General features: G+C 68.2%; 21 protein-coding genes and 1 tRNA gene. 17 read left to right on the top strand and 5 right to left on the bottom strand.

Annotation, left to right across the window (positions count from 1 at the left end; genetic code table 11):
• Positions 1-2 precede the first annotated feature (2 nt).
• The gene (locus tag AC5Y3Z_RS16665; protein ID WP_463826598.1) at positions 3-2,066 is read right to left on the bottom strand and encodes an alpha-1,4-glucan--maltose-1-phosphate maltosyltransferase; all 2,064 of its coding nucleotides are present in this window, start codon (positions 2,064-2,066) and stop codon (positions 3-5) included.
• Positions 2,067-2,363: 297 nt separating this feature from the next.
• On the opposite strand from AC5Y3Z_RS16665, the gene glgP reads away from it, so the two are divergent.
• Complete coding sequence (gene glgP, locus AC5Y3Z_RS16660; RefSeq protein ID WP_463826597.1) at positions 2,364-4,955, top strand: alpha-glucan family phosphorylase; 2,592 nt, start codon at positions 2,364-2,366, stop codon at positions 4,953-4,955.
• A gap of 41 nt (positions 4,956-4,996) precedes the next feature.
• Here the strand turns inward: glgP and AC5Y3Z_RS16655 are convergent, their stop codons facing one another.
• The gene (locus tag AC5Y3Z_RS16655; protein ID WP_463826596.1) at positions 4,997-6,979 is read right to left on the bottom strand and encodes an ATP-dependent DNA helicase; all 1,983 of its coding nucleotides are present in this window, start codon (positions 6,977-6,979) and stop codon (positions 4,997-4,999) included.
• A gap of 2 nt (positions 6,980-6,981) precedes the next feature.
• Complete coding sequence (locus AC5Y3Z_RS16650; protein WP_463826595.1) at positions 6,982-8,280, bottom strand: nicotinate phosphoribosyltransferase; 1,299 nt, start codon at positions 8,278-8,280, stop codon at positions 6,982-6,984.
• Positions 8,281-8,333: 53 nt separating this feature from the next.
• Here AC5Y3Z_RS16650 and clpS point away from each other — a divergent pair, with 53 nt between their 5' ends.
• The 10 genes from clpS (at position 8,334) to rdgB (ending at position 14,994) form a co-directional block, all read left to right on the top strand.
• Positions 8,334-8,639, top strand: a complete 306-nt coding sequence (clpS, locus tag AC5Y3Z_RS16645) for an ATP-dependent Clp protease adapter ClpS (RefSeq protein WP_055579620.1) — start codon at positions 8,334-8,336, stop codon at positions 8,637-8,639.
• A gap of 24 nt (positions 8,640-8,663) precedes the next feature.
• A complete protein-coding gene (gene aosR / locus AC5Y3Z_RS16640) occupies positions 8,664-9,245 on the top strand; it encodes an oxidative stress transcriptional regulator AosR (RefSeq protein WP_463826594.1) in 582 nt (193 codons plus the stop codon).
• Entirely contained in the window at positions 9,242-10,267 is a 1,026-nt protein-coding gene (locus AC5Y3Z_RS16635) for a P1 family peptidase (protein ID WP_463826593.1), read from the top strand. The genes aosR and AC5Y3Z_RS16635 overlap by 4 nt, the downstream gene beginning before the upstream one ends.
• 4 nt (positions 10,268-10,271) lie before the next feature.
• A complete protein-coding gene (locus tag AC5Y3Z_RS16630; RefSeq protein ID WP_463826592.1) occupies positions 10,272-10,685 on the top strand; it encodes a M67 family metallopeptidase in 414 nt (137 codons plus the stop codon).
• Between the two features lie 26 nt (positions 10,686-10,711).
• Positions 10,712-10,984 carry a MoaD/ThiS family protein gene (locus tag AC5Y3Z_RS16625; protein WP_463826591.1) on the top strand — a complete coding sequence of 91 codons (273 nt, stop codon included), beginning with the start codon at positions 10,712-10,714 and terminating at the stop codon, positions 10,982-10,984.
• A 79-nt stretch (positions 10,985-11,063) separates the two neighbouring features.
• Positions 11,064-11,717, top strand: a complete 654-nt coding sequence (locus AC5Y3Z_RS16620) for a rhomboid family intramembrane serine protease (RefSeq protein ID WP_463826590.1) — start codon at positions 11,064-11,066, stop codon at positions 11,715-11,717.
• Positions 11,714-12,541, top strand: a complete 828-nt coding sequence (gene murI / locus AC5Y3Z_RS16615) for a glutamate racemase (protein WP_463826589.1) — start codon at positions 11,714-11,716, stop codon at positions 12,539-12,541. Before AC5Y3Z_RS16620 ends, murI begins: the two co-directional genes overlap by 4 nt.
• Positions 12,542-12,614: 73 nt before the next feature.
• Positions 12,615-13,394 (top strand): cyclic nucleotide-degrading phosphodiesterase, encoded by a 780-nt coding sequence (locus AC5Y3Z_RS16610; RefSeq protein WP_463826588.1) that lies wholly within the window; start codon positions 12,615-12,617, stop codon positions 13,392-13,394.
• A gap of 59 nt (positions 13,395-13,453) precedes the next feature.
• A complete protein-coding gene (gene rph, locus AC5Y3Z_RS16605) occupies positions 13,454-14,233 on the top strand; it encodes a ribonuclease PH (RefSeq protein ID WP_463826587.1) in 780 nt (259 codons plus the stop codon).
• A 152-nt stretch (positions 14,234-14,385) separates the two neighbouring features.
• Positions 14,386-14,994, top strand: a complete 609-nt coding sequence (gene rdgB / locus AC5Y3Z_RS16600) for an RdgB/HAM1 family non-canonical purine NTP pyrophosphatase (protein ID WP_463826802.1) — start codon at positions 14,386-14,388, stop codon at positions 14,992-14,994.
• Positions 14,995-15,000: 6 nt separating this feature from the next.
• Here the strand turns inward: rdgB and AC5Y3Z_RS16595 are convergent, their stop codons facing one another.
• Positions 15,001-15,357, bottom strand: coding sequence for a DUF3817 domain-containing protein (locus AC5Y3Z_RS16595; protein WP_463826586.1), 357 nt, complete (start codon positions 15,355-15,357; stop codon positions 15,001-15,003).
• Positions 15,354-15,740, bottom strand: a complete 387-nt coding sequence (locus tag AC5Y3Z_RS16590; RefSeq protein ID WP_463826585.1) for a hypothetical protein — start codon at positions 15,738-15,740, stop codon at positions 15,354-15,356. The genes AC5Y3Z_RS16595 and AC5Y3Z_RS16590 overlap by 4 nt, the downstream gene beginning before the upstream one ends.
• Before the next feature lie 71 nt (positions 15,741-15,811).
• Here AC5Y3Z_RS16590 and AC5Y3Z_RS16585 point away from each other — a divergent pair.
• The 6 genes from AC5Y3Z_RS16585 to AC5Y3Z_RS16560 all read left to right on the top strand — a co-directional run bounded on the left by AC5Y3Z_RS16585 (position 15,812) and on the right by AC5Y3Z_RS16560 (position 22,789).
• Positions 15,812-15,898: transfer RNA gene (locus tag AC5Y3Z_RS16585), tRNA-Leu, on the top strand.
• Between the two features lie 14 nt (positions 15,899-15,912).
• The gene (locus tag AC5Y3Z_RS16580) at positions 15,913-16,533 is read left to right on the top strand and encodes a TIGR03085 family metal-binding protein (protein WP_463826584.1); all 621 of its coding nucleotides are present in this window, start codon (positions 15,913-15,915) and stop codon (positions 16,531-16,533) included.
• 74 nt (positions 16,534-16,607) lie between these two features.
• The gene (locus tag AC5Y3Z_RS16575; protein WP_463826583.1) at positions 16,608-17,321 is read left to right on the top strand and encodes a TetR/AcrR family transcriptional regulator; all 714 of its coding nucleotides are present in this window, start codon (positions 16,608-16,610) and stop codon (positions 17,319-17,321) included.
• Positions 17,321-19,894: an ABC transporter ATP-binding protein/permease gene (locus AC5Y3Z_RS16570; RefSeq protein WP_463826582.1), complete on the top strand. Its 2,574-nt coding sequence runs from the start codon at positions 17,321-17,323 to the stop codon at positions 19,892-19,894. The genes AC5Y3Z_RS16575 and AC5Y3Z_RS16570 overlap by 1 nt, the downstream gene beginning before the upstream one ends.
• Positions 19,891-21,627 carry an ABC transporter ATP-binding protein gene (locus AC5Y3Z_RS16565; protein ID WP_463826581.1) on the top strand — a complete coding sequence of 579 codons (1,737 nt, stop codon included), beginning with the start codon at positions 19,891-19,893 and terminating at the stop codon, positions 21,625-21,627. Before AC5Y3Z_RS16570 ends, AC5Y3Z_RS16565 begins: the two co-directional genes overlap by 4 nt.
• Positions 21,628-21,715: 88 nt before the next feature.
• Positions 21,716-22,789 carry a phosphotransferase family protein gene (locus tag AC5Y3Z_RS16560; RefSeq protein WP_463826580.1) on the top strand — a complete coding sequence of 358 codons (1,074 nt, stop codon included), beginning with the start codon at positions 21,716-21,718 and terminating at the stop codon, positions 22,787-22,789.
• Positions 22,790-22,839: the final 50 nt, after the last annotated feature.

Raw genomic sequence — 22,839 nt, 5'->3', positions numbered from 1 at the left:
TGTCACCTCCTGCGCAGCAGGGTGCGTCGGGCCTCGTCGGGTATGACCGGCATGTTCACGATGTGCGCCACTGTCCGGCCCGGATCGAGGCGGACGTAATTGGCTTGCCCCCATTGATATTCCTCACCGGTGATCTCGTCGCGCACCCAGAACCGTTCGTAGGGCTCCATACCCAACGCCTCCATGTCCAACCACAGCGTCGACTCCTCGGGTCCGAACGCGTTGAGCGTCACCACCACCAGCACGCAGTCACCGGTAGCCGCGTCGAACTTGCTGAAGGCCAGCAGGGCGTCGTTGTCCAAGTGGTGGAAATGGATGGTGCGCAGCTGCTGCAGCGCAGGATGCAGGCGGCGGATCTCGTTGAGCCGGGTGATGAACGGCTCCAGCGAATTCCCTTCGGCCAGCGCAGCCGCGAAGTCGCGCGGACGCAATTCGTATTTCTCCGAATCCAGGTACTCCTCGCTGCCTTCGCGCACCGCGCGGTGCTCGAACAGCTCGTATCCCGAGTACACCCCCCACGCCGGGCTCATCGTCGCGGCCAGCACCGCACGGATGGCGAACATGCCCGGCCCGTTGTGTTGCAGGATCGCATGCAGGATGTCCGGCGTGTTGACGAACAGGTTGGGGGTGCGGAAGTCGGCGAGTCTGGCGATGTCGTTGCCGAACTCGGTGAGTTCCCACTTGGCCGTGCGCCAGGTGAAATAGCTGTAGGACTGGGTGAAGCCCAGCTTGGCCAGGCCGTACTGGCGAGCCGGCGGAGTGAACGCCTCGGACAGGAACAACACGTCGGGGTCGACCGACTTGACCTGGCCGATCAACCAGGCCCAGAAGTTCGGCGGCTTGGTGTGCGGGTTGTCGACCCGAAAGAACTTGACGCCGTGGTCGATCCAGTACCGCACCACGCGCAGCACCTCGTCGTAGAGGCCGGCCGGGTCATTGTCGAAGTTGATCGGATAGATGTCCTGGTACTTCTTGGGCGGGTTCTCCGCGTATGCGATGGTGCCGTCGGGCAGCTCGGTGAACCAGTTGCGGTGGTCGCGGGCCCACGGATGGTCCGGCGCGCACTGCAGCGCCAGGTCCAGAGCAACTTCCAGGCCCAGGTCGCGGGCGGCGGCGACGAAGTCATCGAAATCGTCGATGGTCCCGAGCTCTGGATGCACTGCGTCGTGGCCGCCTTCGTCGCTGCCGATCGCCCACGGCGACCCGACGTCTCCGGGCGCGGCGGTGGGATTGTTGTTGCGGCCCTTGCGGTGCACCTTGCCGATCGGGTGGATCGGCGGCAGGTAGACGATGTCGAAACCCATCGCGGCGATCCGGGGCAGCGCGGCCGCCGCGGTGGCGAAGGTGCCGTGCACCGGGTTGCCCTCAGCGTCCCAGCCGCCGGTCGAGCGCGGGAACATCTCGTACCACGAACCGAAACGGGCCAGCGGCCGGTCCACCCAGACGCCGAACTGCTCTCCGCGAGTGACCAACTCCCGCAACGGGAACGCGTCGAGCAGGTCTTCGATCTCAGGAGCGAGCGCCAACGCGGTGCGGGTGATCGGGTCACCTGGCGTCCGCAGCGCCGCCGCCGCGGCCAACAGCGGTTCCCGTTGCTGGCGGGGCACCCCCGCGGCCGCGCGGTCGAACAGCGCGGCGCCGACCAGTAAGTCGTTGGACAGTTCGCTCTCGCCTTGGCCTGCATCGAGTTTCGCCGTCAACCCGTGCCGCCAGGTGTGGATCGGATCACCCCAGCCCTCGACCCGGAACGCCCACAAGCCAACCCGGTCGGGCGCAAACTGGCCGTGGAAGACATATGGTTCCAGGCCGAGCGCCATCGGCAGGCGCAGCGGGCTATCGCGCTCGGACCCCTCGCTATCCGGGGCGGACTTGACCCCGCGCCCTTCGGTCACTTGCGGGTAGCGCGTCCCCAGATAGCGCACCACCAGCGTGGCTGCCACCGCGTCATGGCCCTCTCGCCACACCGCGGCACTGACCGGGATCACCTCGCCGACCACCGCTTTGGCGGGGTACGTACCACACGAGACCACGGGCTGGACGTCGTCGATCTCGACACGACCGGGCACCAATCACTCCCATCCGATGTGCGGCCCCTGCTGCGCTGCATTGTCGCTGGAGGGTCCGGCTGCCCGGCTGCGTGGCGGCCCGGCCCTGGGCCGCATCGTGGCCGGAATATTCCTGAGCTGTTCACCCCGGTCGGCGCGTCGGTCGGTCATCGGGGTGTCGTTCTGGGTCGGTCTGTTGGCCTCTTTGCGCCCATACCCACCCTAGTGTCGGACTACACCGAAGGTGTCGAAGCCGACTGTCGAGGCGTTCCCGGCGGAAGGCTGCAGCCTGGCAAAACCTCAGTAAGGTTGAAATGCGTGAAAGCCCTCCGCCGCTTTACCGTCCGTGCTCACCTTCCCGACCGACTCGCCGCGCTGGACCAGCTGTCGACGAACCTGCGCTGGTCGTGGGAGAAATCCACCCAGGATCTGTTCGCGTCCATCGACGCTGAGCTGTGGTCCAGGTGCGGCAACGATCCGGTGGCGGTGCTCGGCGCCGTCAAGCCCGCGCGTCTAGACGAATTGGCGCTCGATGAGGATTTCCTGCGTCGACTGGACGCACTCGCCGCCGACTTGAACGACTATCTGACCAGGCCGCTGTGGTATCAGCAACAGGGAGACGAGGCAGCCCTGCCCACTGGGATCGCGTATTTCTCGATGGAGTTCGGTGTCGCCGAAGTGCTGCCCAATTACTCCGGCGGTCTCGGAATTCTGGCCGGCGACCACCTGAAATCCGCATCCGATCTGGGGCTGCCGCTGATCGCGGTCGGGTTGTACTACCGCTCCGGGTACTTCCGCCAGTCGTTGACCGCGGACGGTTGGCAGCAGGAGACCTACCCGTCGCTGGACCCGCAGGGACTGCCGTTGCGGTTGCTCACCGACGCCGCCGGCAGTCCGGTGCTGGTCGAGCTGGCCTTACCGGATTCCGCACAGCTGCGGGCGCGGGTCTGGGTCGCGCAGGTCGGCCGGGTGCCGCTGTTGCTGCTGGACTCCGACGTCCCGGAGAACGAGCACGAGTTGCGCGGCGTGACAGACCGGCTGTACGGCGGCGACCAGGAACACCGCATGGTCCAGGAGCTCCTGGCCGGGATCGGCGGGGTCCGCGCGATTCGCGCCTTCACCGCCGTCGAGGGGCTGCCGGCCCCGGAGGTCTTCCACATGAACGAGGGTCACGCCGGCTTCCTCGGGGTCGAGCGTATCCGCGAGCTGGTCACCGAATCGGGCCTGGACTACGACACCGCGCTGACGGTGGTGCGGTCGAGCACGGTGTTCACCACCCACACCCCGGTCCCGGCGGGCATCGACCGGTTCCCGGTGGACCTGGTGCGGCGCTACTTCGACGACCAGGGCGACGGCGTCCCGAAACTGCTGCCCGGGGTGCCCACCGCCCGGGTCCTGGCGCTGGGCGCCGAGGACGACCCGACCAAGTTCAACATGGCGCATATGGGCCTGCGGCTGGCGCAGCGCGCCAACGGCGTATCGCTGCTGCACGGTCAGGTCAGTCGCGCCATGTTCAACGAACTGTGGCCCGGATTCGACGCCGGTGAGGTGCCGATCGGGTCGATCACCAACGGGGTGCACGCCCGCACCTGGGCGGCGCCGCAGTGGTTACAGCTGGGCCGCGAGCTGGCCGGATCGGATTCGTTCAGCGGACCGGCCGTCTGGTTGCGGCTACAGCAGGTCGACCCGGGGCACCTGTGGTGGATCCGATGCGAACTGCGGGCGCTGCTGGTCGAGGACGTCCGGGCTCGGCTGCGCAGGTCGTGGCTGGAGCGCGGCGCATCAGAAGCCGAATTGAGTTGGATCGCAACCGCATTCGATCCGGATGTGCTTACCATGGGCTTCGCCCGACGGGTTCCGACCTACAAGCGGTTGACCCTGATGCTGCGCGATCCGGCTCGGCTGGAGCGGCTGCTGCTTGACGAGCACCGGCCGATCCAGCTGATCGTCGCCGGCAAGTCGCACCCGGCGGACGACGGCGGCAAGGCGCTGATCCAGCAGGTGGTGCGGTTCGCCGATCGACCGGAGGTGCGCCACCGCATCGCTTTCCTGCCGAACTACGACATGTCGATGGCCCGGCTGCTCTATTGGGGCTGCGATGTCTGGCTGAACAATCCGCTGCGGCCGCTGGAGGCCTGTGGCACCTCCGGCATGAAAAGCGCCCTCAACGGCGGCCTGAATCTGTCCATCCGCGACGGTTGGTGGGACGAGTGGTACGACGGCGAAAACGGTTGGGAGATACCGTCTGCCGACGGCGTGGCCGATGAACACCGGCGCGACGACCTGGAGGCGACCGCGCTGTACAACCTGCTCGAGCAGGCGGTGGCACCGAAATTCTACGAACGTGACGAGCACGGCACGCCGCCGCGCTGGATCGAGATGGTGCGGCACACGTTGCAGACCCTCGGACCCAAGGTGCTGGCATCGCGGATGGTCACCGACTACGTCGAGCAGTACTACACCCCGGCGGCCCAGTCGCTGCGCCGCACGGTCGCCGCTCCCGACGGCGGCCACGAGTTCGACGCGGCGCGCGAGCTCGCCGCGTACCGGCGCCGCGCCGAAGCGGCTTGGCCGAAAATCCACATCACCGACGTGGACAGCACCGGATTGCCCGACAGCCCGCTGCTCGGGTCGAAGCTGACGCTGACCGCGACTGTGCAACTGGCCGGACTGTCGCCCGACGAGGTAGCGGTGCAGGCGCTGCTGGGCCGGGTCGATGCCGGCGACGTGCTGCAGGATCCGATCGTGCTGGGAATGACCTACGCCGGCAGCGCCGACGGGGGCAACCAGGTGTTCTCCACCACGACGCCGCTGCCGATGGCCGGTGCGCTGGGCTACACCGTGCGGGTGCTGCCGCGGCATCCGATGCTGGCCGATAGCAGCGAACTAGGGCTGGTCACGCTCGCGTAGCTGTCGGCGAGCAGACGCAAAGGCCCCGGAAAAACGGCGTTTTAGGGTGCTTTTGCGTCTGCTCGCGCCAGGCGGGTGAGCGCCGCGCGGACCTGCCCGGCGTTGGTGGTCTGCCAGAACGGCGGCAGCGAGGCACGCAGGTACTCGCCGTAGCGTGCGGTGGCCATGCGCGAGTCCAGCACCGCCACCACGCCGCGGTCGCTGACCCGGCGCAGCAGCCGGCCCGACCCCTGCGCCAGCAGCAGCGCCGCATGGCTGGCCGCGACGGCCATGAAGCCGTTGCCGCCGCGGGCGGCGACCGCGCGCTGACGTGCGCTCAGCAGCGGATCGTCCGGCCGCGGAAACGGGATGCGGTCGATCAGCACCAACGACAGCGACGGCCCCGGCACATCGACGCCCTGCCACAACGACAACGTGCCGAACAGCGACGTGGCCGGATCGGCGCTGAACTGCTCCACCAACGCTGAGGTGCTGTCGTCACCCTGGCACAGCACCGGGGTGGACAACCGGTCGCGCATCACCTCGGCGGTGGCCCGGGCCGCGCGCATCGAGGAGAACAACCCCAGCGTGCGGCCACCGGCGGCGGTGATCAGATCGGCGATCTCGGCCAGCTGCTCAGCCGATCCGGTGCCGTCCCGGCCTGGCGGCGGGAGATGCGCGGCGATATAGAGGATGCCGGATTTCGCATGCTGGAACGGCGATCCGACGTCAAGGCCGCGCCAGGACGACTCGCCGCTCAGTCCCCAGGCCGCGGCCATCGCATCGAATGTCCCGCCGACCGTCAGCGTCGCCGACGTCAACACCGTCGTCGACCGGGTGAACACGTGGCTGGCCAGCAACCCGGCCACCGACAGGGGAGCCACCCGCAGCACTGCGCGCGGTGCACCGCGGTTGTCCTCGTGGTCGAGCCAGACAATGTCGGTGCGGTCGACCAGGGCCGGGCCGAACGAGACGAGGACTCGAGCGGCGGTGTCGGAGATCTCGAGCAACGCTGCCGCGGCCTCCGCGCGCGCCGCGGCCGCCCTTGCATCGCTGGTGCCTTCGATCGCCGAGCGGGCCGCGGCAGCGGCGTCGCGCAGCGCGGTCAGGTAGGTCGCCAACTCGTCGTCGAGGTGGTCGATACGGCCGGGCCGGGCTTCGTGGATCGCTGACGCGAAAGTCGTCGAAGCCGCTTCCAGGCGCTGGACCAGCTCGGGAGCCACCAGGCGGGCGATGCGTCGGGTGGCCACTCCCAGCGTCGCCGACGTCAGTTCCGCGGTCGCCACCGAGGTCACGCGATCGGCCAGCTCGTGCGCCTCGTCGACGACCAGCAACTGGTGTTCGGGCAGTACGGCCGAGTCGGACACCGCGTCGATGGCCAGCAGTGCGTGATTGGTGACGACGACATCGGCCCCGCCGGCGCGCCCCCGGGCCCGTTCCGAGAAGCATTCGGTGCCGAACGGGCACCGGGCCACGCCGATGCATTCCCGCGCCGAAACGCTGACCTGTGCCCAGGACCGGTCCGGTACACCGGGTTTGAGGTCGTCGCGGTCACCGGACTCGGTTGTCTCCGCCCATTCGGTGAGGCGTTGCACGTCGCGGCCCAGCGCGCTGACCGCCATCGGATTGAACAGTTCCTCCTGCGGTGCATCGGAATCCTCGGTATGCAGAGAACCATGGATCTTGTTCAGACACAGGTAGTTTCGTCGTCCCTTGAGTAGGGCGAACGTCGGCCGGCGCGGCAGCGCGTCGGCCAGCGCGTCGGTCAACCGGGGCAGGTCGCGGTCGACGAGCTGGCGCTGTAGCGCGATCGTCGCTGTCGACACCACCACGGGTTCGTCGTCGCTCACCGCCCGCAGGATCGACGGGACCAGATATGCCAGCGACTTGCCGGTGCCGGTGCCGGCCTGCACCACCAGGTGCTCACCCGTGGCGAAGGCCTGCGCGACCGCAGCCGCCATCTCCTGCTGGCCGCGGCGCGCACTGCCGCCGAGCGCCGCCACGGCGGTGGCCAGCAGCGCCCCGACCGCTTCGGCCTCAGACACCGTCAGGCCGGGATGATCTGGGTCGGTATCGCCGGTTCGCCGGGCGACAAACTCAGGCCCTCCCAGGGCAGGCTACGCAACCCCGCGGCCACCCGCTCACGGACCGCGGCGAGGTCCTCGGCGGCGACCACCCGACCCGCGCGGACCAGCGGGGTGGTCAACACCCGGTGCGGCTCGTCGATGCCGGGTGCGCGCCCCGCCGGATGCACGATCTCCTCGGTGATGGTGCCGGTCGGCCGCGCCAACCGCAGCGCCGCCTTGCGACCGCCGTGCGACTGCTTCTGGCTGCTGCGCTTCTGCACCGGAATGCCGTCCACCTCAACGAGTTTGTAGACCATGCTGGCCGTCGGCGCCCCCGAACCGGTAACCAGCGAGGTGCCCACGCCGTAGCTGTCGACCGGTGCGGCGAGCAGGCCGGCGATGGAGAATTCGTCGAGGTCGCCGGTCAACACGATGCGGGTCCGCGGGGCGCCGAGATCGTCGAGTTGAGCGCGCACCTGGTGGGCAAGCACCGCGAGATCGCCCGAATCGATACGGACCGCACCCAACTCCGGTCCCGCGGCTGCTACCGCGTTGGCCACCCCCGTCGTCACGTCATAGGTGTCGACCAGCAGCGTGGTGCCGGGCCCCAGCGCATCGACCTGCGCCCGGAAAGCGCCCAACTCTTGGGGCCCGTCCCGCCCGGTATGAACCATGGTGAACGCGTGCGCGGCGGTCCCCACCGCGGGCACGCCGTACCGTCGGTGGGCCTCCAGATTGGAGCTGCCGGCGAAGCCGGCCAGGTAGGCGGCACGGGCCGCCGCGACCGCGGCGCGTTCGTGGGTACGCCGGGTGCCCATCTCGATCACCGGCCGGTTGCCCGCCGCGCAGACCATGCGCGCTGCGGCCGACGCGATCGCCGTGTCGTGATTGAAGATGGACAGCGCCAGGGTCTCCAGCAGCACGCATTCGGCGAAGCTGCCGTGCACCGACAACACCGGAGAGTGCGGGAAATACAGCTCGCCCTCGGCGTAACCGTCGATGTCGCCACCGAAGCGGAAGTCCCGCAGATAGTCCACCGTGTCGGGATCGAGGAACCCGGCCAGCAGATCGCAGGCGTCGTCATCGAATCTGAACTGCGGCAAGACTTCCAGCAGGCGGCCGGTTCCGGCTACCACGCCGTAGCGGCGGCCCGCCGGCAACCGGCGGGCGAACAGGTCCCAACTGGTCCGGCGGTGGGCGGTGCCGTCGCGCAGCGCCGCCGCCAGCATGGTCAATTCGTATTTGTCGGTCAGCAGCCCAGCTAATGCCGAGTCATTCACGTCGCCAACGGTATCGGCTGACTGCCCCGGTGTGCTCTCGGTATCCTTGCCCCATGGTGGTTGCGATAGCGCCGGCCAAGCCGGGTAGCACCGGGCAGCGCGAATCCGCGCCGGTCGAGGCTACGACGAGCCCGTGGGTCACCATCGTCTGGGACGATCCCGTCAATCTGATGACCTACGTGACGTATGTGTTCCAGAAGCTGTTCGGCTACAGCGAGCCCCATGCCACCAAGTTGATGCTGCAGGTGCACAACGAGGGCAAGGCCGTGGTGTCGTCGGGTAGCCGGGAGTCCATGGAAGTCGACGTATCCAAGCTGCATGCCGCCGGATTGTGGGCGACGATGCAGCAGGACCGCTGAGACCCGGGGCGGCCGGAACACATCGTGCGCAAATGGAAGCGCGTCGAGACGCGCAGCGGTCCCCGTTTTCGGTCGTCGCTCGCCCCGCACGAGGCGGCGCTGTTGAAGAATCTGGTGGGCGCGATGATCGGGTTGCTCGACGAGCGCCAATCCACCTCGCCGTCCGACGAGCTCGAGGAGATCACCGGCATCAAGACCGGGCATTCCGAGCGCCCGGGCGATCCGACGCTCGGGCGGTTGCTGCCGGACTTCTATCGGCGCGACGGGGCCGACCCGCTGACTCTCGAAGCCTCCGAGACGCTGAACGCGGCGTTGCGAAGTGTGCACGAGCCGGAGATCATCGACGCCAAACGTGTTGCCGCCCAACAGTTGTTGGACACTCTGCCGGGCAACGGCGGCCGGTTCGAGCTGACCGAGGAGGGCGCCAACGCCTGGATCGCGGCCGTCAACGATCTGCGGCTGACCCTGGGCGTGATGCTCGAAATCGGCCCGCAGGGTCCCGAACGCCTACCGGCCGACCACCCGCTGGCCGCGCACTACGACGTCTACCAGTGGCTGACGGTGTTGCAGGAATACCTGGTGCTGGTGTTGATGGGGCCGCGATGAGCTCCATCACCGACGTGGGCGGTATCCGCGTCGGACATCACCACCGGCTGGACCCCGACGCATCGCTGGGCTCCGGGTGGGCCTGCGGTTGCACCGTGGTGTTGACGCCGCCGGGCACCGTCGGCGCGGTCGACTGTCGCGGTGGTGCGCCCGGTACCCGCGAGACCGATCTGTTGGACCCGGTCAACAGCGTGCGCTACGTGGATGCGGTGTTGCTGTCCGGTGGCAGCGCCTACGGTCTGGCCGCCGCCGACGGCGTGATGCGCTGGCTGGAGGAACAGCAACGCGGCGTGGCGATGGACGGGGGAGTGGTACCGATCGTGCCGGCAGCGGTGATCTTCGATCTGCCGGTGGGCGGCTGGGATTGCCGGCCGACGGCCGAGTTCGGTTACCAGGCCTGCCAGGCGGCCGACGACGCGTCGCCGCCGGTCGGGATTGTCGGCGCCGGAGTCGGGGCCCGGGTCGGTGTGCTCAAAGGCGGCGTGGGGACGGCGTCGGTGAGCCTGCCGTCGGGGGTGACGGTGGGCGCGCTGGTGGTGGTGAACGCTACGGGCGAAGCCGTCGACCCGGCCACCGGTCTGCCGTGGCCGAGCGAACTGATCAGCGAGTTCGCGCTGTGCCCGCCACCGCCCGAGCAGGTCGATGCGCTGGCGCAGTTGCCGTCGCCGTTGAGCGAGTTGAATACGACGATCGCGGTGGTCGCGACCGACGCCGCGCTGAGCCCCGCCGCGTGCCGGCGGGTCGCGATCGCCGCGCACGACGGCCTGGCACGTACGCTGCGCCCGGCGCACACCCCGCTGGACGGCGACACGGTTTTCGCGTTGGCCACCGGTGCGGTCGAGGTGCCGCCCTCGGCGAACACCCCGGCCGCCATGTCGCCGGAAACCGGCCTGCTCACCGCGGTGGGGGCGGCGGCCGCGGACTGTCTGGCGCGCGCAGTGCTTGACGGGGTGATCGCGGCCGAATCGGTCGCCGGCGTCCCGGCCTACCGCGACGTGCTGCCCGGAGCGTTCCGGAGATGACAGCGTGCTGGTGATCAGGGCCGATCTCGTCGACGCCATGGTCGCGCACGCCCGCCGGGACCATCCCGACGAAGCCTGTGGCCTGCTGGCCGGTCCGGAATCCCGCGACCGTCCCGAGCGGCACATCCCGATGGCCAACGCCGAGCACTCGCCGACCTTCTACCGATTCGACTCCGGCGAGCAGCTCCGGGTGTGGCGCGAACTCGAAGCGTGCAACGAGGCGCCGATCGTCATCTATCACTCGCACACCGCGACCGAGGCGTATCCCAGCCGGACCGACATCGACCTGGCCGCCGAACCCGACGCGCACTACGTGCTGGTGTCCACCCGCGATCCGGACTGTCACGAGCTGCGCAGCTACCGGATTGTGGACGGCGTCGTCACCGAAGAACCCGTCGACATCGTTGCGCAATACTGATCCCGTCCACGTCACGAAAGGCCCGCATGACCGTCCACGTGTCCATCCCGACCATCCTGCGTCCGCACACCGGCGGCCAGAAGCGCGTCTCGGCGACCGGTGACACGCTCGGCGCGGTCATCCGGGATCTGGAAGCCAACTATTCGGGCATCTCCGATCGCCTGATCGACGGGGACAAGCTGCACCGGTTCGTCAACATCTACGTCAACGACGAGGACGTGCGGTTCTCCGGAGGACTGGACACCCCAATCGCCGACGGCGACTCGATCACCATCCTGCCCGCCGTCGCCGGGGGCTGAGCGCCACGCATGACGCGACAGGTGGCCGGCGCCGGTAGCCTGGTGATGCCGAAAACGCTCTGAAAGGGCAGCTATGGGCATGAGTTCGAAGGTTCCGGCCAGACAGCAGAAGCCCGGCTGGGTGGTCGGTGCGACCACAATCATCACGTTCGTCGCCCTGTTGTACGTGGTCGAGTTGATCGACCAGCTCAGCGGAGGTCGGCTGGACCATAACGGCATCAGGCCGCAGACCACCGACGGTCTGTGGGGCATCCTGTTCGCGCCGCTGCTGCACGCGAACTGGCAGCACCTCATCGCCAACACGGTGCCGATGCTGGTGTTGGGTTTCCTGATGACGCTGGCCGGGCTGTCGCGGTTCGTCTGGGCCACCGCGGTCGTGTGGATCCTGGGTGGCTTCGGCACCTGGCTGATCGGCAACGTCGGGAGTAGCTGCGGGCCGACCGACCACATCGGGGCTTCCGGCCTGATCTTCGGCTGGCTGTCCTTCCTGCTGGTGTTCGGGTTCTTCGTGCGTCGGATGCGGGACATTCTGATCGGGGTGGCGGTGTTGTTCGTCTACGGCGGCGTGCTGCTCGGCGCCCTGCCGCGGCTGCACATGTGCGGTGGCGTGTCGTGGCAGGCGCACCTGTGTGGCGCGGTCGCCGGCGTCATCGCGGCGTATCTGTTGTCGGCCCCGGAGCGCAAGGCCCGCGAGCGCAAGCGATCCCAGCGGGCGCCGCATATGAAGTCATGAGTTCGCCGCTGTCGCCGGTCGGAATCTTCGACTCCGGCGTGGGCGGGCTGACGGTCGCGCGCGCGATCATCGACCAGTTGCCCGACGAGGACATCATCTACGTGGGGGACACCGGCAACGGCCCGTACGGTCCGCTGCCCATTCCGGAGATCCGCGCGCACGCACTGGCCATCGGAGACGATCTGGTCAGCCGCGGCGTCAAGGTGTTGGTGATCGCCTGCAACTCGGCTTCGGCGGCTTGTCTGCGGGACGCGCGGGAACGCTACGACGTGCCCGTCGTCGAAGTGATCCTGCCGGCGGTGCGCCGCGCGGTGGCCACCACGCGCAACGGCCGCATCGGGGTGATCGGCACCCGTGCGACGATCACCTCGCACGCCTACCAGGACGCGTTCGCCGCGGCCCGCGACACCGAGATCACCGCGGTGGCCTGCCCGCGGTTCGTCGACTTCGTCGAGCGCGGCGTCACCAGCGGTCGTCAGGTGCTGGGCCTGGCCGAGGGCTATCTGGAGCCGCTGCAGCGCGCCGAGGTCGACACGCTGGTGCTGGGCTGCACCCACTATCCGTTGCTGTCGGGACTGATCCAGCTGGTGATGGGGGACAACGTCACCCTGGTCTCGAGCGCCGAGGAGACCGCCAAGCAGGTGCTGCGCGTGCTGACCGAGTTGGACCTGTTGCGCGAGCACCCGGACGGTCCGGGCGTCCCCGGGCCATCGCGGATGTTCGAAGCCACCGGTGATCCCGAGGCGTTCGTTGCGCTGGCGGCCCGCTTCCTGGGTCCCGCCGTCACCGGCGTCGACCCGGCCCGTCCCACACGCGTTCACTAGGCGGTATGCCGATGATTCTGGTCGAACAATGCGGCGATGTTTTCCCCATCGTGGTATCGGGCATGGCACAGTGGTGTCCGTGCGATTAACCGTGCTCGGATGCTCCGGTAGCGTCGTGGGTCCGGATTCGCCCGCGTCGGGTTATCTACTTCGGGCACCGGACACCCCGCCGCTTGTCATCGACTTCGGCGGAGGTGTTCTCGGCGCGCTGCAGCGCCACGCTGATCCCGGATCGGTGCACGTCCTGCTCTCGCATCTGCACGCGGACCACTGCCTGGACCTGCCCGGCCTGTTCGTATGGCGCCGCTATCACCCGACATCGCGGCCCGCCGGCAAGGCGTTGCTGTACGGGCCCAGCGACACCTGGTCGCGGCTGGGAGCGGCGTCGTCGCCCTACGGCGGCGAGATCGACGACTGCTCGGACATCTTCGAGGTACGCCACTGGGTGGACCGGGAACCGGCGTCGATCGGCGCGCTCACCGTGACGCCGCGCCTGGTGGCGCATCCGACGGAGTCGTTCGGTCTGCGTTTCACCGACCCGTCCGGGGCGTCGCTGGTGTACAGCGGTGACACCGGGGAATGCGACCAACTCGTCGAACTGGCGCGCGACGCCGACGTCTTTCTGTGCGAGGCGTCCTGGACGCACTCGCCCAAACACCCGCCGGCACTGCATCTGTCCGGCACCGAGGCCGGCCGGGCCGCAGCCCGCGCCGGGGTCCGCGAGTTGCTGCTGACGCACATCCCGCCGTGGACGTCGCGGGAGGACGTGATCAGCGAGGCCAAGGCCGAGTTCGACGGTCCGGTGCACGCGGTGGTACCCGGAGAGACGTTCGAGATCCGGCAGGCTGGCTAGCGATTCCGGCACCCGCGGCCCGTCTCTGACCGCCAACGCTGACGGCTAGTCTGGGCATCGTGTCCAAACGAGAAGACGGCCGCCTTGACGACGAGCTTCGTCCGGTGGTCATCACCAGGGGATTCACCGAGAATCCAGCGGGTTCGGTGCTCATTGAATTCGGCCACACCAAGGTGTTGTGCACCGCCAGCGTGACCGAAGGCGTGCCGCGCTGGCGTAAGGGATCGGGGCTGGGCTGGCTCACCGCCGAATACGCGATGTTGCCCTCGGCCACCCACACCCGCTCCGACCGCGAATCGGTGAAGGGGCGCATCGGCGGGCGCACCCAGGAGATCAGTCGCCTGGTCGGCCGATCACTGCGTGCGTGTATCGACCTGGCCGCGCTCGGGGAGAACACCATCGCCGTCGACTGCGACGTGCTGCAGGCCGACGGCGGCACCCGCACGGCTGCGATCACCGGCGCCTACGTGGCGCTGGCCGACGCGGTCACCTACCTGTCCGCCGCCGGCAAGCTCTCCGATCCCCGGCCGCTGTCGTGCGCGATCGCGGCAGTGAGCGTCGGGGTGGTCGATGGCCGGGTGCGCGTCGACCTGCCCTATGAGGAAGACTCACGCGCCGAGGTGGACATGAACGTCGTCGCTACCGACACCGGGACACTGGTGGAAGTGCAGGGCACCGGCGAAGGTGCGACATTCCCCCGGTCGACCCTGGACAAGCTGCTCGACCTGGCGCTCAGCGCCTGTGACGAGTTGTTCAACGCCCAGCGCGAGGCGTTGGCGCTGCCGTATCCCAAGGAGCTGCCCGGAGGCGCGCAGCAGCCGAAGGCGTTCGGCAGCTGAGCGTGCCGGACGGTGATGAGCCGCTGCGCCCGGCTTCGCCGCGCTTGCGCACATCGGAGCCGGACGGTGATGAGCCGCTGCGCCGGGCTTCGCCGCGCTTGCGCACATCGGAGCCGGACGGTGATGAGCCGCTGCGCCCGGCTTCGCCGCGCTTGCGCACATCACGGTTACTGGTGGCCAGCCGCAACCGCAAGAAGCTGGCCGAGTTGCAACGGGTGCTGGACGGCGCCGGGCTGTCCGGGGTGACGCTGGTGTCGCTGGACGAGGTGGCGCCGTTCGACGAGGCCCCCGAGACCGGCGCGACCTTCGAGGACAACGCACTGGCCAAGGCCCGCGACGCATTCACCGCGACCGGCTTGCCCAGCGTCGCCGACGACTCCGGGCTGGAGGTCGCCGCGCTGAATGGGATGCCCGGTGTGCTGTCGGCCCGGTGGTCCGGAACCCACGGCGACGACGCCGCCAACACCGCGTTGCTGCTCGCGCAACTCGGCGACGTGCCCGACGAGCGGCGCGGTGCGGTGTTCGTCTCCGCGTGCGCCCTGGTCTCGGAATCCGATGAAGTGGTGGTGCGCGGCGAGTGGCCCGGCGTCATCGCCCGGGAGCCCCGGGGGGACGGCGGGTTCGGCTACGACCCGGTCTTCGTCCCCGATGGCTCGGACGGGCGCACCGCCGCACAACTGACCCCGGCCGAGAAAGACGCATCCTCGCACCGCGGACGTGCGCTGGCTCAGTTGTTGCCCGCGTTGCAGCGGTTGGCTTAGTCGCGGTCAGATGTTGAACTGCGCCTTGACTTCGCGGCTCTGACGACGCTCGACGATGATTCCCAGGATCGGGACGGTGCCGGCCAGCAGCACACCGATCGTCTTGCCGATCGGCCAGCGAACCTTGATGGCGAGATTGAACGCCGCCAGCATGTAGACGAAGTACATCCAGCCGTGCACGACCTCGATCCAGCGGATCTCGTGTTTGAACACCAGGTGCGAGACGATCTCGCCGCACAATGCGATCAGCCAGATACCGGTGATCCACGCCATGATCCGGTACGCCGTCAACGCGGTGCGGATCTTCGCGACGGGGAAGATCGACGCGCTGCGTTCGGCCGGCGGAGTCTCGGGTGTGCTCATGCAGTGGTCCTGTTCTGCTTGTCAGCGTCGTGCTCGGCCAACTCGGCCAGGTATGCGTTGTACTCGCGCAAGGCGGGATCATCGGGCTGCTGCGGTTCGGGTCTGGGACGCTCGGGCAGCAGGCCGGGCGGGATCTCGGTGGCCGCGTTGCGCGGCTCGGGCGGCGCATCTTCGTAGCGGACGAAGTTGCGATACGCATAGACCCAGAACCAGGCGAAAAGCGGCCACTGCAGGGCGTAGCCGAGGTTCTGGTAGCTACCGGACACCGACTGGAATCTGGTCCACTGCCACCACCCCAATGCCAGGCAGCCGCACGCCGCAAGGATCACCAGTGCGATCAACGCGGGACGGTGGCGCCGTCGACGAGGAGCCTGGATGGACACCCCATGACGGTACCGCGCGGCACCCTGTCGGCCGGTTCGTCGGTAGGGGGAGCGGTACGATCGGCGTCGTCGCGGGCGTGATGAAATTGGCAGACATGCCGGCTTTAGGTGCCGGTGCTCGGAAGAGCGTGTGGGTTCGAGTCCCTCCGCCCGCACCAGAACGGAGGCACACATGTCGGTTGCCCAGCGAGAGCGCGCTGCTCTGGTCGAGACCATTCGAAGCACCGGGCCCGATGCGCCGACGCTGTGCGAGGGGTGGGCCACCCGGGATCTGGCGGCCCACCTGGTGATCCGCGAATACCGGGCAGATGCCGCACCAGGCATCCTGATCCCGTTCTTCGCCGGTCACACCGAGCGGTTGCAGAACAAGGTCGCGCAGGAGACGGACTGGGAAGACCTGGTGGACAAGATCGCAGCCGGTCCACCCAAGTACTCGCCGTTCAAGCTCATCGACGCGGTGGCCAACGTCGCCGAATATTTTATTCACCACGAGGATGTGCGGCGTGCCAGCGCGGACTGGGAGCCCCGCGATCTGGAACCGAAACTGGTCGCCGGCCTGCGCCGGACCCTGCCGTTGATGGGCCGGCTGACGTTGGCCAAGGTGCCCGGTCGGGTCGCGCTGCGCACCGACGACGGCAAGACGGTGCTGATCGCGGGTCACGGTCCCGCTGTCACAGTGACCGGCGACCCTGCAGAACTGCTGTTGTTCGCGGTCGGTCGGCAGGCTCGCGTCGACTTCGACGGTGACGAGGCGGCGGTTGCGGCTGTCCGGGACGCGCCCAAGGGGCTGTAGCGCGCCTCAGTTTGACCATCGGTAAGGTAACCCTTAGTTTGTGGGGGTAACTTACTAGCTCGGGGTGGCAGCTGATGAAGACCGCGACAGCGCGGGTGGGTGGCCGTCCACCACTCATCACGGTGAACGACGTGATTCGTGTCGGACGCGAGCTGGGGATGCAACGGCTGAGCATCAACGCCGTCGCCGCGCAGTTGAACGTGTCGGCCACCGCCTTGTATCGGCATGTGGAAAGCCGTTGGGCGCTCGAGCGCCTGGTGGGTGAGAGTCTGCTCGCCGAACTCGAGCTGATCGACGATCCGAGTCACGGCATCGAGCAGCACCTGCTCGCATTCGGGCTGCAGCTGTGGCACTTCACTGTGGACCATCCCGGGCTGGCGTCTTACCTGCAGGTCCTGTTCCCCCGCGGTGACGCCGGGGTCGAGCTGCTGGTCGCCGAAGTCAACTCGTTGCAGCGGCGCGGGTACACCACGGATGCGGCCATGGTGCTGGGCAGCGCCGTGGCGACGCTGGCGCTCAGTCTGGCGGCCCGCGAGGTGAGCAACACCAGCAGCACCGGCGGCGAACAGGCCATGCGGTTCGCGCAGGAACGCGACGCCGTTGCCGAACGGTTGACAGGTCACCCGCGGTTGGGTTCGGCATACCGCGGGTTGCCGGAGCTGTCGAGTACGCAGTACGTGCGGCTGTTGCTGGCCGCGTCGATTCGGGGTCTGGTGGCCGAAATTCCGCCCGGCCGGCCAATAGTGGAAGTCGCGGCGGATCACGCCGTCGCGGGAGAGGACCGTTGATGGCACGCGGTTTATCCGGCGTCGTAATGAAAAGCTATGGGGCGCGCGATCATTCGGCAACGGTTCGCGAGACCGTAATGATCGCACCGCATTTCGTCCGAGTGCGGATGGAATCAGAGACCTTGTTCGACGAGGTCGAGCCCGAGCCGGCCGCCTGGCTGCGATTCTGGTTTCCCGACCCGAAGGGCTCCAAGACCGAATTCCAGCGCGCCTACACACTTTCCGAGGCCGACCCGTCCACCGGTCGTTTCGCCGTCGATATGGTGTTGCACGAACCGGCCGGCCCCGCCTCGAGTTGGGCCCGCGATGTGCAGCCCGGCGCGAGCATCGCCGTCATGGTGCTGATGGGCTCCACGCGTTTCGACCGCCCTGAGGAACAGCCGGCCGGTTATCTGCTGGTCGGCGACTCGGCGTCCATTCCCGGGATGAACGGGATCATCGGGACCGTTCCGGACGAGGTGCCGATCGAGATGTACCTCGAGCAGCACGACGACAACGATCGGCTCATCCCGATCGCGCCGCACCCCCGGCTGCGGGTGCACTGGGTGCCCCGACGCGACGAGAGGTCGCTGGCCAACGCGATCGAAAGCCGGGACTGGTCGAACTGGTACTGCTGGGCCACGCCGGAAGCCAACGCGCTCAAGAACGTCCGCAAACGGTTGCGCGACGATTTCGGCTTCCCCAAGTCCGAGATCCACGCACAGGCGTACTGGAGCGCGGGCAAGGAGATGGGCAAACGCCGCGGCGACCAGCAGGACGTCGTCGACACACCGGAGCTTGCGACCCGCACTGAATCCGAAGATGTTGTGACACAGCCGGAAACGCCGCGGCGAGGTCGCTGGCGTGCGCAGGCCGCCGGTGAGCTGCTGGCTCCGCTGCGCTCGGCGTTGATCGCCTCCGGGGTATTGCAGGGCATTGTCACGCTGGTGCAGCTGGCGCCCTTCGTGCTGCTGGTCGAGCTGGCCCGGCTGCTGGTCGCCGGCGCCGACGAATCCCGGCTGTGGAACCTCGGCCTGTGGGCGGTCTCCCTGCTGGGCCTGGGTGTCCTGCTCGGTGCCGCGCTGACGTTGTGGCTGCACGTCGTCGACGCACGGTTCGCCACCGAGCTGCGGTCGCGGTTGCTGGCCAAGCTGTCCCGGCTGCCGCTGGGCTGGTTCACCGCGCGTGGGTCGGGGTCGATCAAGCAACTGGTCCAGGACGACACCCTGTCGCTGCACTACCTGGTCACCCACGCGATCCCTGATGCGGTCAACGCAGTCGTGGCGCCGGTGGCGGTGCTGATCTATCTGTTCGTGGTCGACTGGCGCGTGGCGCTGGTGCTGTTCATTCCCGTTCTGGTCTACCTGGTGACCATGTCGGTGATGCTGGTCCAATCCGGGCCGCGGATCGCCCAGGCCCAGCGGTGGGCGGAGCGGATGAACACCGAAGCGGGCGCGTATCTGGAGGGCCAGCCGGTCATCCGGGTTTTCGGTGGCGCTGCGGCATCCAGCTTTCGGCGTCTGCTGGACCAGTACGTTGGTTTCCTCGTCGCCTGGCAGCGCCCGTTCACCGGCAAGAAGACGCTGATGGATCTGGCCACCCGACCCGCGACGTTCCTGTGGCTCATCGCGACCACCGGCACGCTGCTGGTGGTCACCAATCAGATGAATCCGGTGGATCTGTTGCCGTTCTTGTTGTTGGGCACCACGTTCGGCGCCCGACTGCTCGGCATCGGTTACGGCCTCGGTGGTATCCGGGGTGGGATGCTGGCCGCGCGGCGGCTGCAGATCGCCCTTGCCGAACCAGAACTCACCGTCGCAGCGTCGCCGCCCCGGGCCTCCGACGCGAGCGTGGTGTTCGATGCGATCAGCTTCGGCTACCGGCCGGATGTGCCGGTGATCCGCGACGTATCACTGGAATTGCACCCGGGTACGGTCACCGCGCTGGTCGGGCCCTCCGGATCCGGAAAGTCCACGCTCGCCGCACTACTGGCGAGGTTCCATGACGTGCAGGACGGCTCGATAAGGGTGGGCGGCAACGACATCAGGTCGCTGACCGCAGACGAGCTCTACACCCGGGTCGGGTTTGTGCTGCAGGAGACGCAACTGGTGCACGGAACGGTCGCCGAAAACATCGCGCTCGCCGTGCCGGACGCCACCCTCGAGCAGATCCAGGGCGCGGCGCGCGAGGCGCAGATCCACGACCGCATCCTGCGCCTGCCGCAGGGCTACCACACGGTGCTGGGCGCCGGCAGCGCGCTGTCCGGCGGGGAACGGCAACGGCTGACCATCGCCCGCGCCATCCTGGCCGACACGCCGGTCCTGATCCTGGACGAAGCCACCGCCTATGCGGACCCGGAATCGGAATACCTTGTGCAACAGGCACTCAACCGGTTGACCAAGGACCGCACCGTGTTGGTGATCGCGCACCGGTTGCACACCATCACCGGGGCGGATCAGATCGTCGTGCTTGACCACGGCCGCATCGTCGAACGCGACACCCACGACCAACTGCTGGCCGCCGACGGACGCTACCGTCGGCTCTGGGATACCGGGCGGCCCGCCGTCAGCGTCGGGCAGGAGGTGACACGATGATCCGCACCTGGCTCAGTCTGGTACCGGCCGCTCATCGTGGCAGAGTGATCGCCTATGCCACACTGACTTTCGTCTCGGTGGTGATCCGGGCGGTGGCTACGGTGTTGCTGGTACCGCTGGTGGGGGCGTTGTTCGGCGACACCCCGCAACGCGCGCTGGGGTGGCTGGGCTGGCTGACCGCGGCGACCGTGCTCGGCTGGATGATCGACACCACGACCGCGCGAATCGGGTTCGACCTGGGTTTCGCAGTGCTGGACCACACCCAGCACGACGTGGCCGACCGGCTATCCGATGTCCGGCTGGACTGGTTCACCGCCGAAAACACCGCGGCTGCACGGCAAGCCATCGCCTCGACCGGACCTGAACTCGTCGGTCTGGTGGTCAACCTGCTGACGCCGCTGATCAGCGCGGTGCTGCTGCCCGCGGTCATCGCTCTGGTGCTGTTGCCGATCTCCTGGCAACTCGGGGCTGCCGCGCTGGCGGGTGTGCCGCTCATGCTGGGCGCGCTGTGGGCTTCGGTGCGGTTGTCGCGCAAGGCCGATGCCGCCGCCGGGGCGGCCAACAGCGCGCTCACCGAACGCATCATCGAATTCGCCCGCACCCAACAGGCTTTGCGTGCCGCGCGACGGGTGGAACCGGCCCGCAGCATGGTCGGCGACGCACTCAACGCGCAACACAGCGCCACGATGCGATTGCTGGGCATGCAGATTCCGGGTCAGCTGCTGTTCAGCTTCGCCAGCCAGGCAGCGTTGATCCTGCTCGCCGGTGTCACCACGGCTTTGACGGTGGGTGGCACCCTCACCGTGCCTGAGGCCATCGCGCTGATCGTGGTGATGGCCCGCTACCTGGAGCCCTTCACCTCCGTCAGCGAATTGGCACCGGCGTTGGAGAGCACCCGCGCCACCCTCGACCGCATCCGTTCGGTGCTGACCGCCCCGCAACTCCGGGCGGGCACCGGGGAGCTGGGCTCGCCGGCTGCGCCGCGCATCGAATTCGACCGTGTCACTTTCAGTTACGACGAAAGTAGCCATCCGGCGTTGGACAACGTCAGCTTCGCGCTGGAACCGGGAACCGCGACCGCCATCGTCGGGCCGTCGGGTTCCGGCAAGAGCACGGTGCTGGCGCTGATCGCCGGACTGCATCACCCCACCCGCGGCCGGGTGCTGATCGACGGGGTCGACGCGGTCACCCTGGATGCCGCGGCGCGCCGTGGCGCGAGCAGCGTCGTCTTCCAGCATCCCTATCTCTTCCACGGGACCATCCGCGAGAACGTGCTGGCCGGTGCTCCCGGCGCCGACGAGGACCGCCTTGACCGCGCCCTCCGGCTGGCCCGGGTCGACGAGTTGATCGGCCGGCTTCCCGATGGAGCAGCGACGGTGGTGGGCGAGGCAGGTTCGGCGCTGTCCGGTGGCGAGCGGCAACGGGTGAGCATCGCGCGCGCACTGCTCAAAGGCGCTCCGATCCTGTTGGTCGACGAGGCGACGAGTGCCTTGGACAACGAGAACGAGGTCGCCGTCGTCGACGCGCTGACCGATGAGCCGGAGTCGCACACCCGGGTGATCGTGGCGCACCGGCTGGCCAGCATCCGCCACGCGGACCGGGTGTTGTTCGTGGAGAACGGGCGCGTGGTCGAGGACGGCGCCGTCGATGAGTTGCTCTCCGCCGGCGGGCGATTCAGCGAGTTCTGGCGTCAGCAGCACGAAGCCGCGGAGTGGCGGATTCTGGCTGAGTAGGACGCCGGCCCGGACTGGGTACCGAAAGACATGCGGTATGACTTACAGTCGATGGGCTGGTGCTGTCGACTGCTGGTGGAGGCCTGTAATGAGTGTCCTGATGTCGATCCCGCGGTACCCCACCGATGTGACTGCCGAGTGGCTGTCGGCGGTGCTGAGCCGCAGTGGTGCAGCCGTCGAAGTGACCGACGCCGACGTCACGGCGATCGGCACCGGGCAGACGGGCGCCACCTACCGAGTGAGCGTGCGGTACGGCTCGGAGCCGGCGGGGCTGCCGCCGACTTTCGTGATCAAGCTGCCGGCCCAGGACGACGCCGTGCGCGACCGGGTCGTCATCGGGTACCGCAGCGAATGTGCTTTCTACGCGTCGGCCGTCGATCGGGTGCAGGTGCCGACGCCGCGGTGCTATTACTGCGAGATCAGTGCCGACGCGCTGGATTACGCGCTGCTGTTGGCTGATCAGGCGCCGGCGGTGCAGGGCGATCAGCTCCGGGGCTGCGCTGAGCAAGAGGCACGACTGGCGGTGACAGCGCTGGCCGGCCTGCACGGACCGAGCTGGTGTGATCCGTTCTGGCTGGGATTCCCCGGCGTCGCGTTCGCCCGGCCGGACCAGGCCGGGGCCCAGGGTATGGGCGAGGTGGCCAAGATGAGTGCCGAGATCACGCTAGCCAAGCTCGGTGATCGGATGAGTGCTGAGGACCGCGAAACATTTACTGCGACAATGAATTCAGTGGCCCCCTGGCTGATGGCCGAGCATGACCGATTCGCGCTGCTGCACGGTGACTACCGGCTGGACAACATGTTGTTCGATCCCGGGCACACGCGGATCAGCATCGTCGACTGGCAGACTCTCGGCGTGGGTCTTCCGGCGCGGGATCTGGCCTACTTCACCGCGACCAGTTTGGACTCGGCACTGCGCGCGAGCCTGGAGGAAGATCTGGTCGCCGATTACCACCGGGCGCTACAGGGTTACGGAGTCACCGACTACGACCGCGAAACATGTTGGCGCGACTACCGGCTCGGGGTCGTGCAGGCGCCGTTGATCGCGGCGCTGGGTTTTGCCTTCGCCAGTTCCACCGAGCGCGGCGACGACATGGTGCTGACCATGCTGTCCCGGGGTTGCCGGGCGATCCGCGATCTGGGGACGTTGCAGCTGATCTGACGCTGCGCTCAGGGCGGGGGTGACTCGCAATCGGTCGCCGCCGGCGCAGC

It is taken from the genome of Mycobacterium sp. NGS61 (assembly GCF_059812325.1).
Note: the sequence above shows the minus strand (reverse complement) of the source record. Positions and strands in the feature narration are given on the sequence as shown.

Excerpts from the sequence above, each read along its gene's own strand:
- AC5Y3Z_RS16565 (WP_463826581.1), top strand. The coding sequence starts at position 19,891 with ATGATCCGCACCTGGCTCAGTCTGGTACCGGCCGCTCATCGTGGCAGA.
- clpS (WP_055579620.1), top strand. The coding sequence starts at position 8,334 with ATGGTGGTTGCGATAGCGCCGGCCAAGCCGGGTAGCACCGGGCAGCGC.
- AC5Y3Z_RS16570 (WP_463826582.1), top strand. The coding sequence starts at position 17,321 with ATGGCACGCGGTTTATCCGGCGTCGTAATGAAAAGCTATGGGGCGCGC.
- AC5Y3Z_RS16580 (WP_463826584.1), top strand. The coding sequence starts at position 15,913 with ATGTCGGTTGCCCAGCGAGAGCGCGCTGCTCTGGTCGAGACCATTCGA.
- AC5Y3Z_RS16575 (WP_463826583.1), top strand. The coding sequence starts at position 16,608 with ATGAAGACCGCGACAGCGCGGGTGGGTGGCCGTCCACCACTCATCACG.
- AC5Y3Z_RS16635 (WP_463826593.1), top strand. The coding sequence starts at position 9,242 with ATGAGCTCCATCACCGACGTGGGCGGTATCCGCGTCGGACATCACCAC.
- murI (WP_463826589.1), top strand. The coding sequence starts at position 11,714 with ATGAGTTCGCCGCTGTCGCCGGTCGGAATCTTCGACTCCGGCGTGGGC.
- AC5Y3Z_RS16625 (WP_463826591.1), top strand. The coding sequence starts at position 10,712 with ATGACCGTCCACGTGTCCATCCCGACCATCCTGCGTCCGCACACCGGC.
- AC5Y3Z_RS16560 (WP_463826580.1), top strand. The coding sequence starts at position 21,716 with ATGAGTGTCCTGATGTCGATCCCGCGGTACCCCACCGATGTGACTGCC.
- AC5Y3Z_RS16620 (WP_463826590.1), top strand. The coding sequence starts at position 11,064 with ATGAGTTCGAAGGTTCCGGCCAGACAGCAGAAGCCCGGCTGGGTGGTC.
- AC5Y3Z_RS16595 (WP_463826586.1), bottom strand. The coding sequence starts at position 15,357 with ATGAGCACACCCGAGACTCCGCCGGCCGAACGCAGCGCGTCGATCTTC.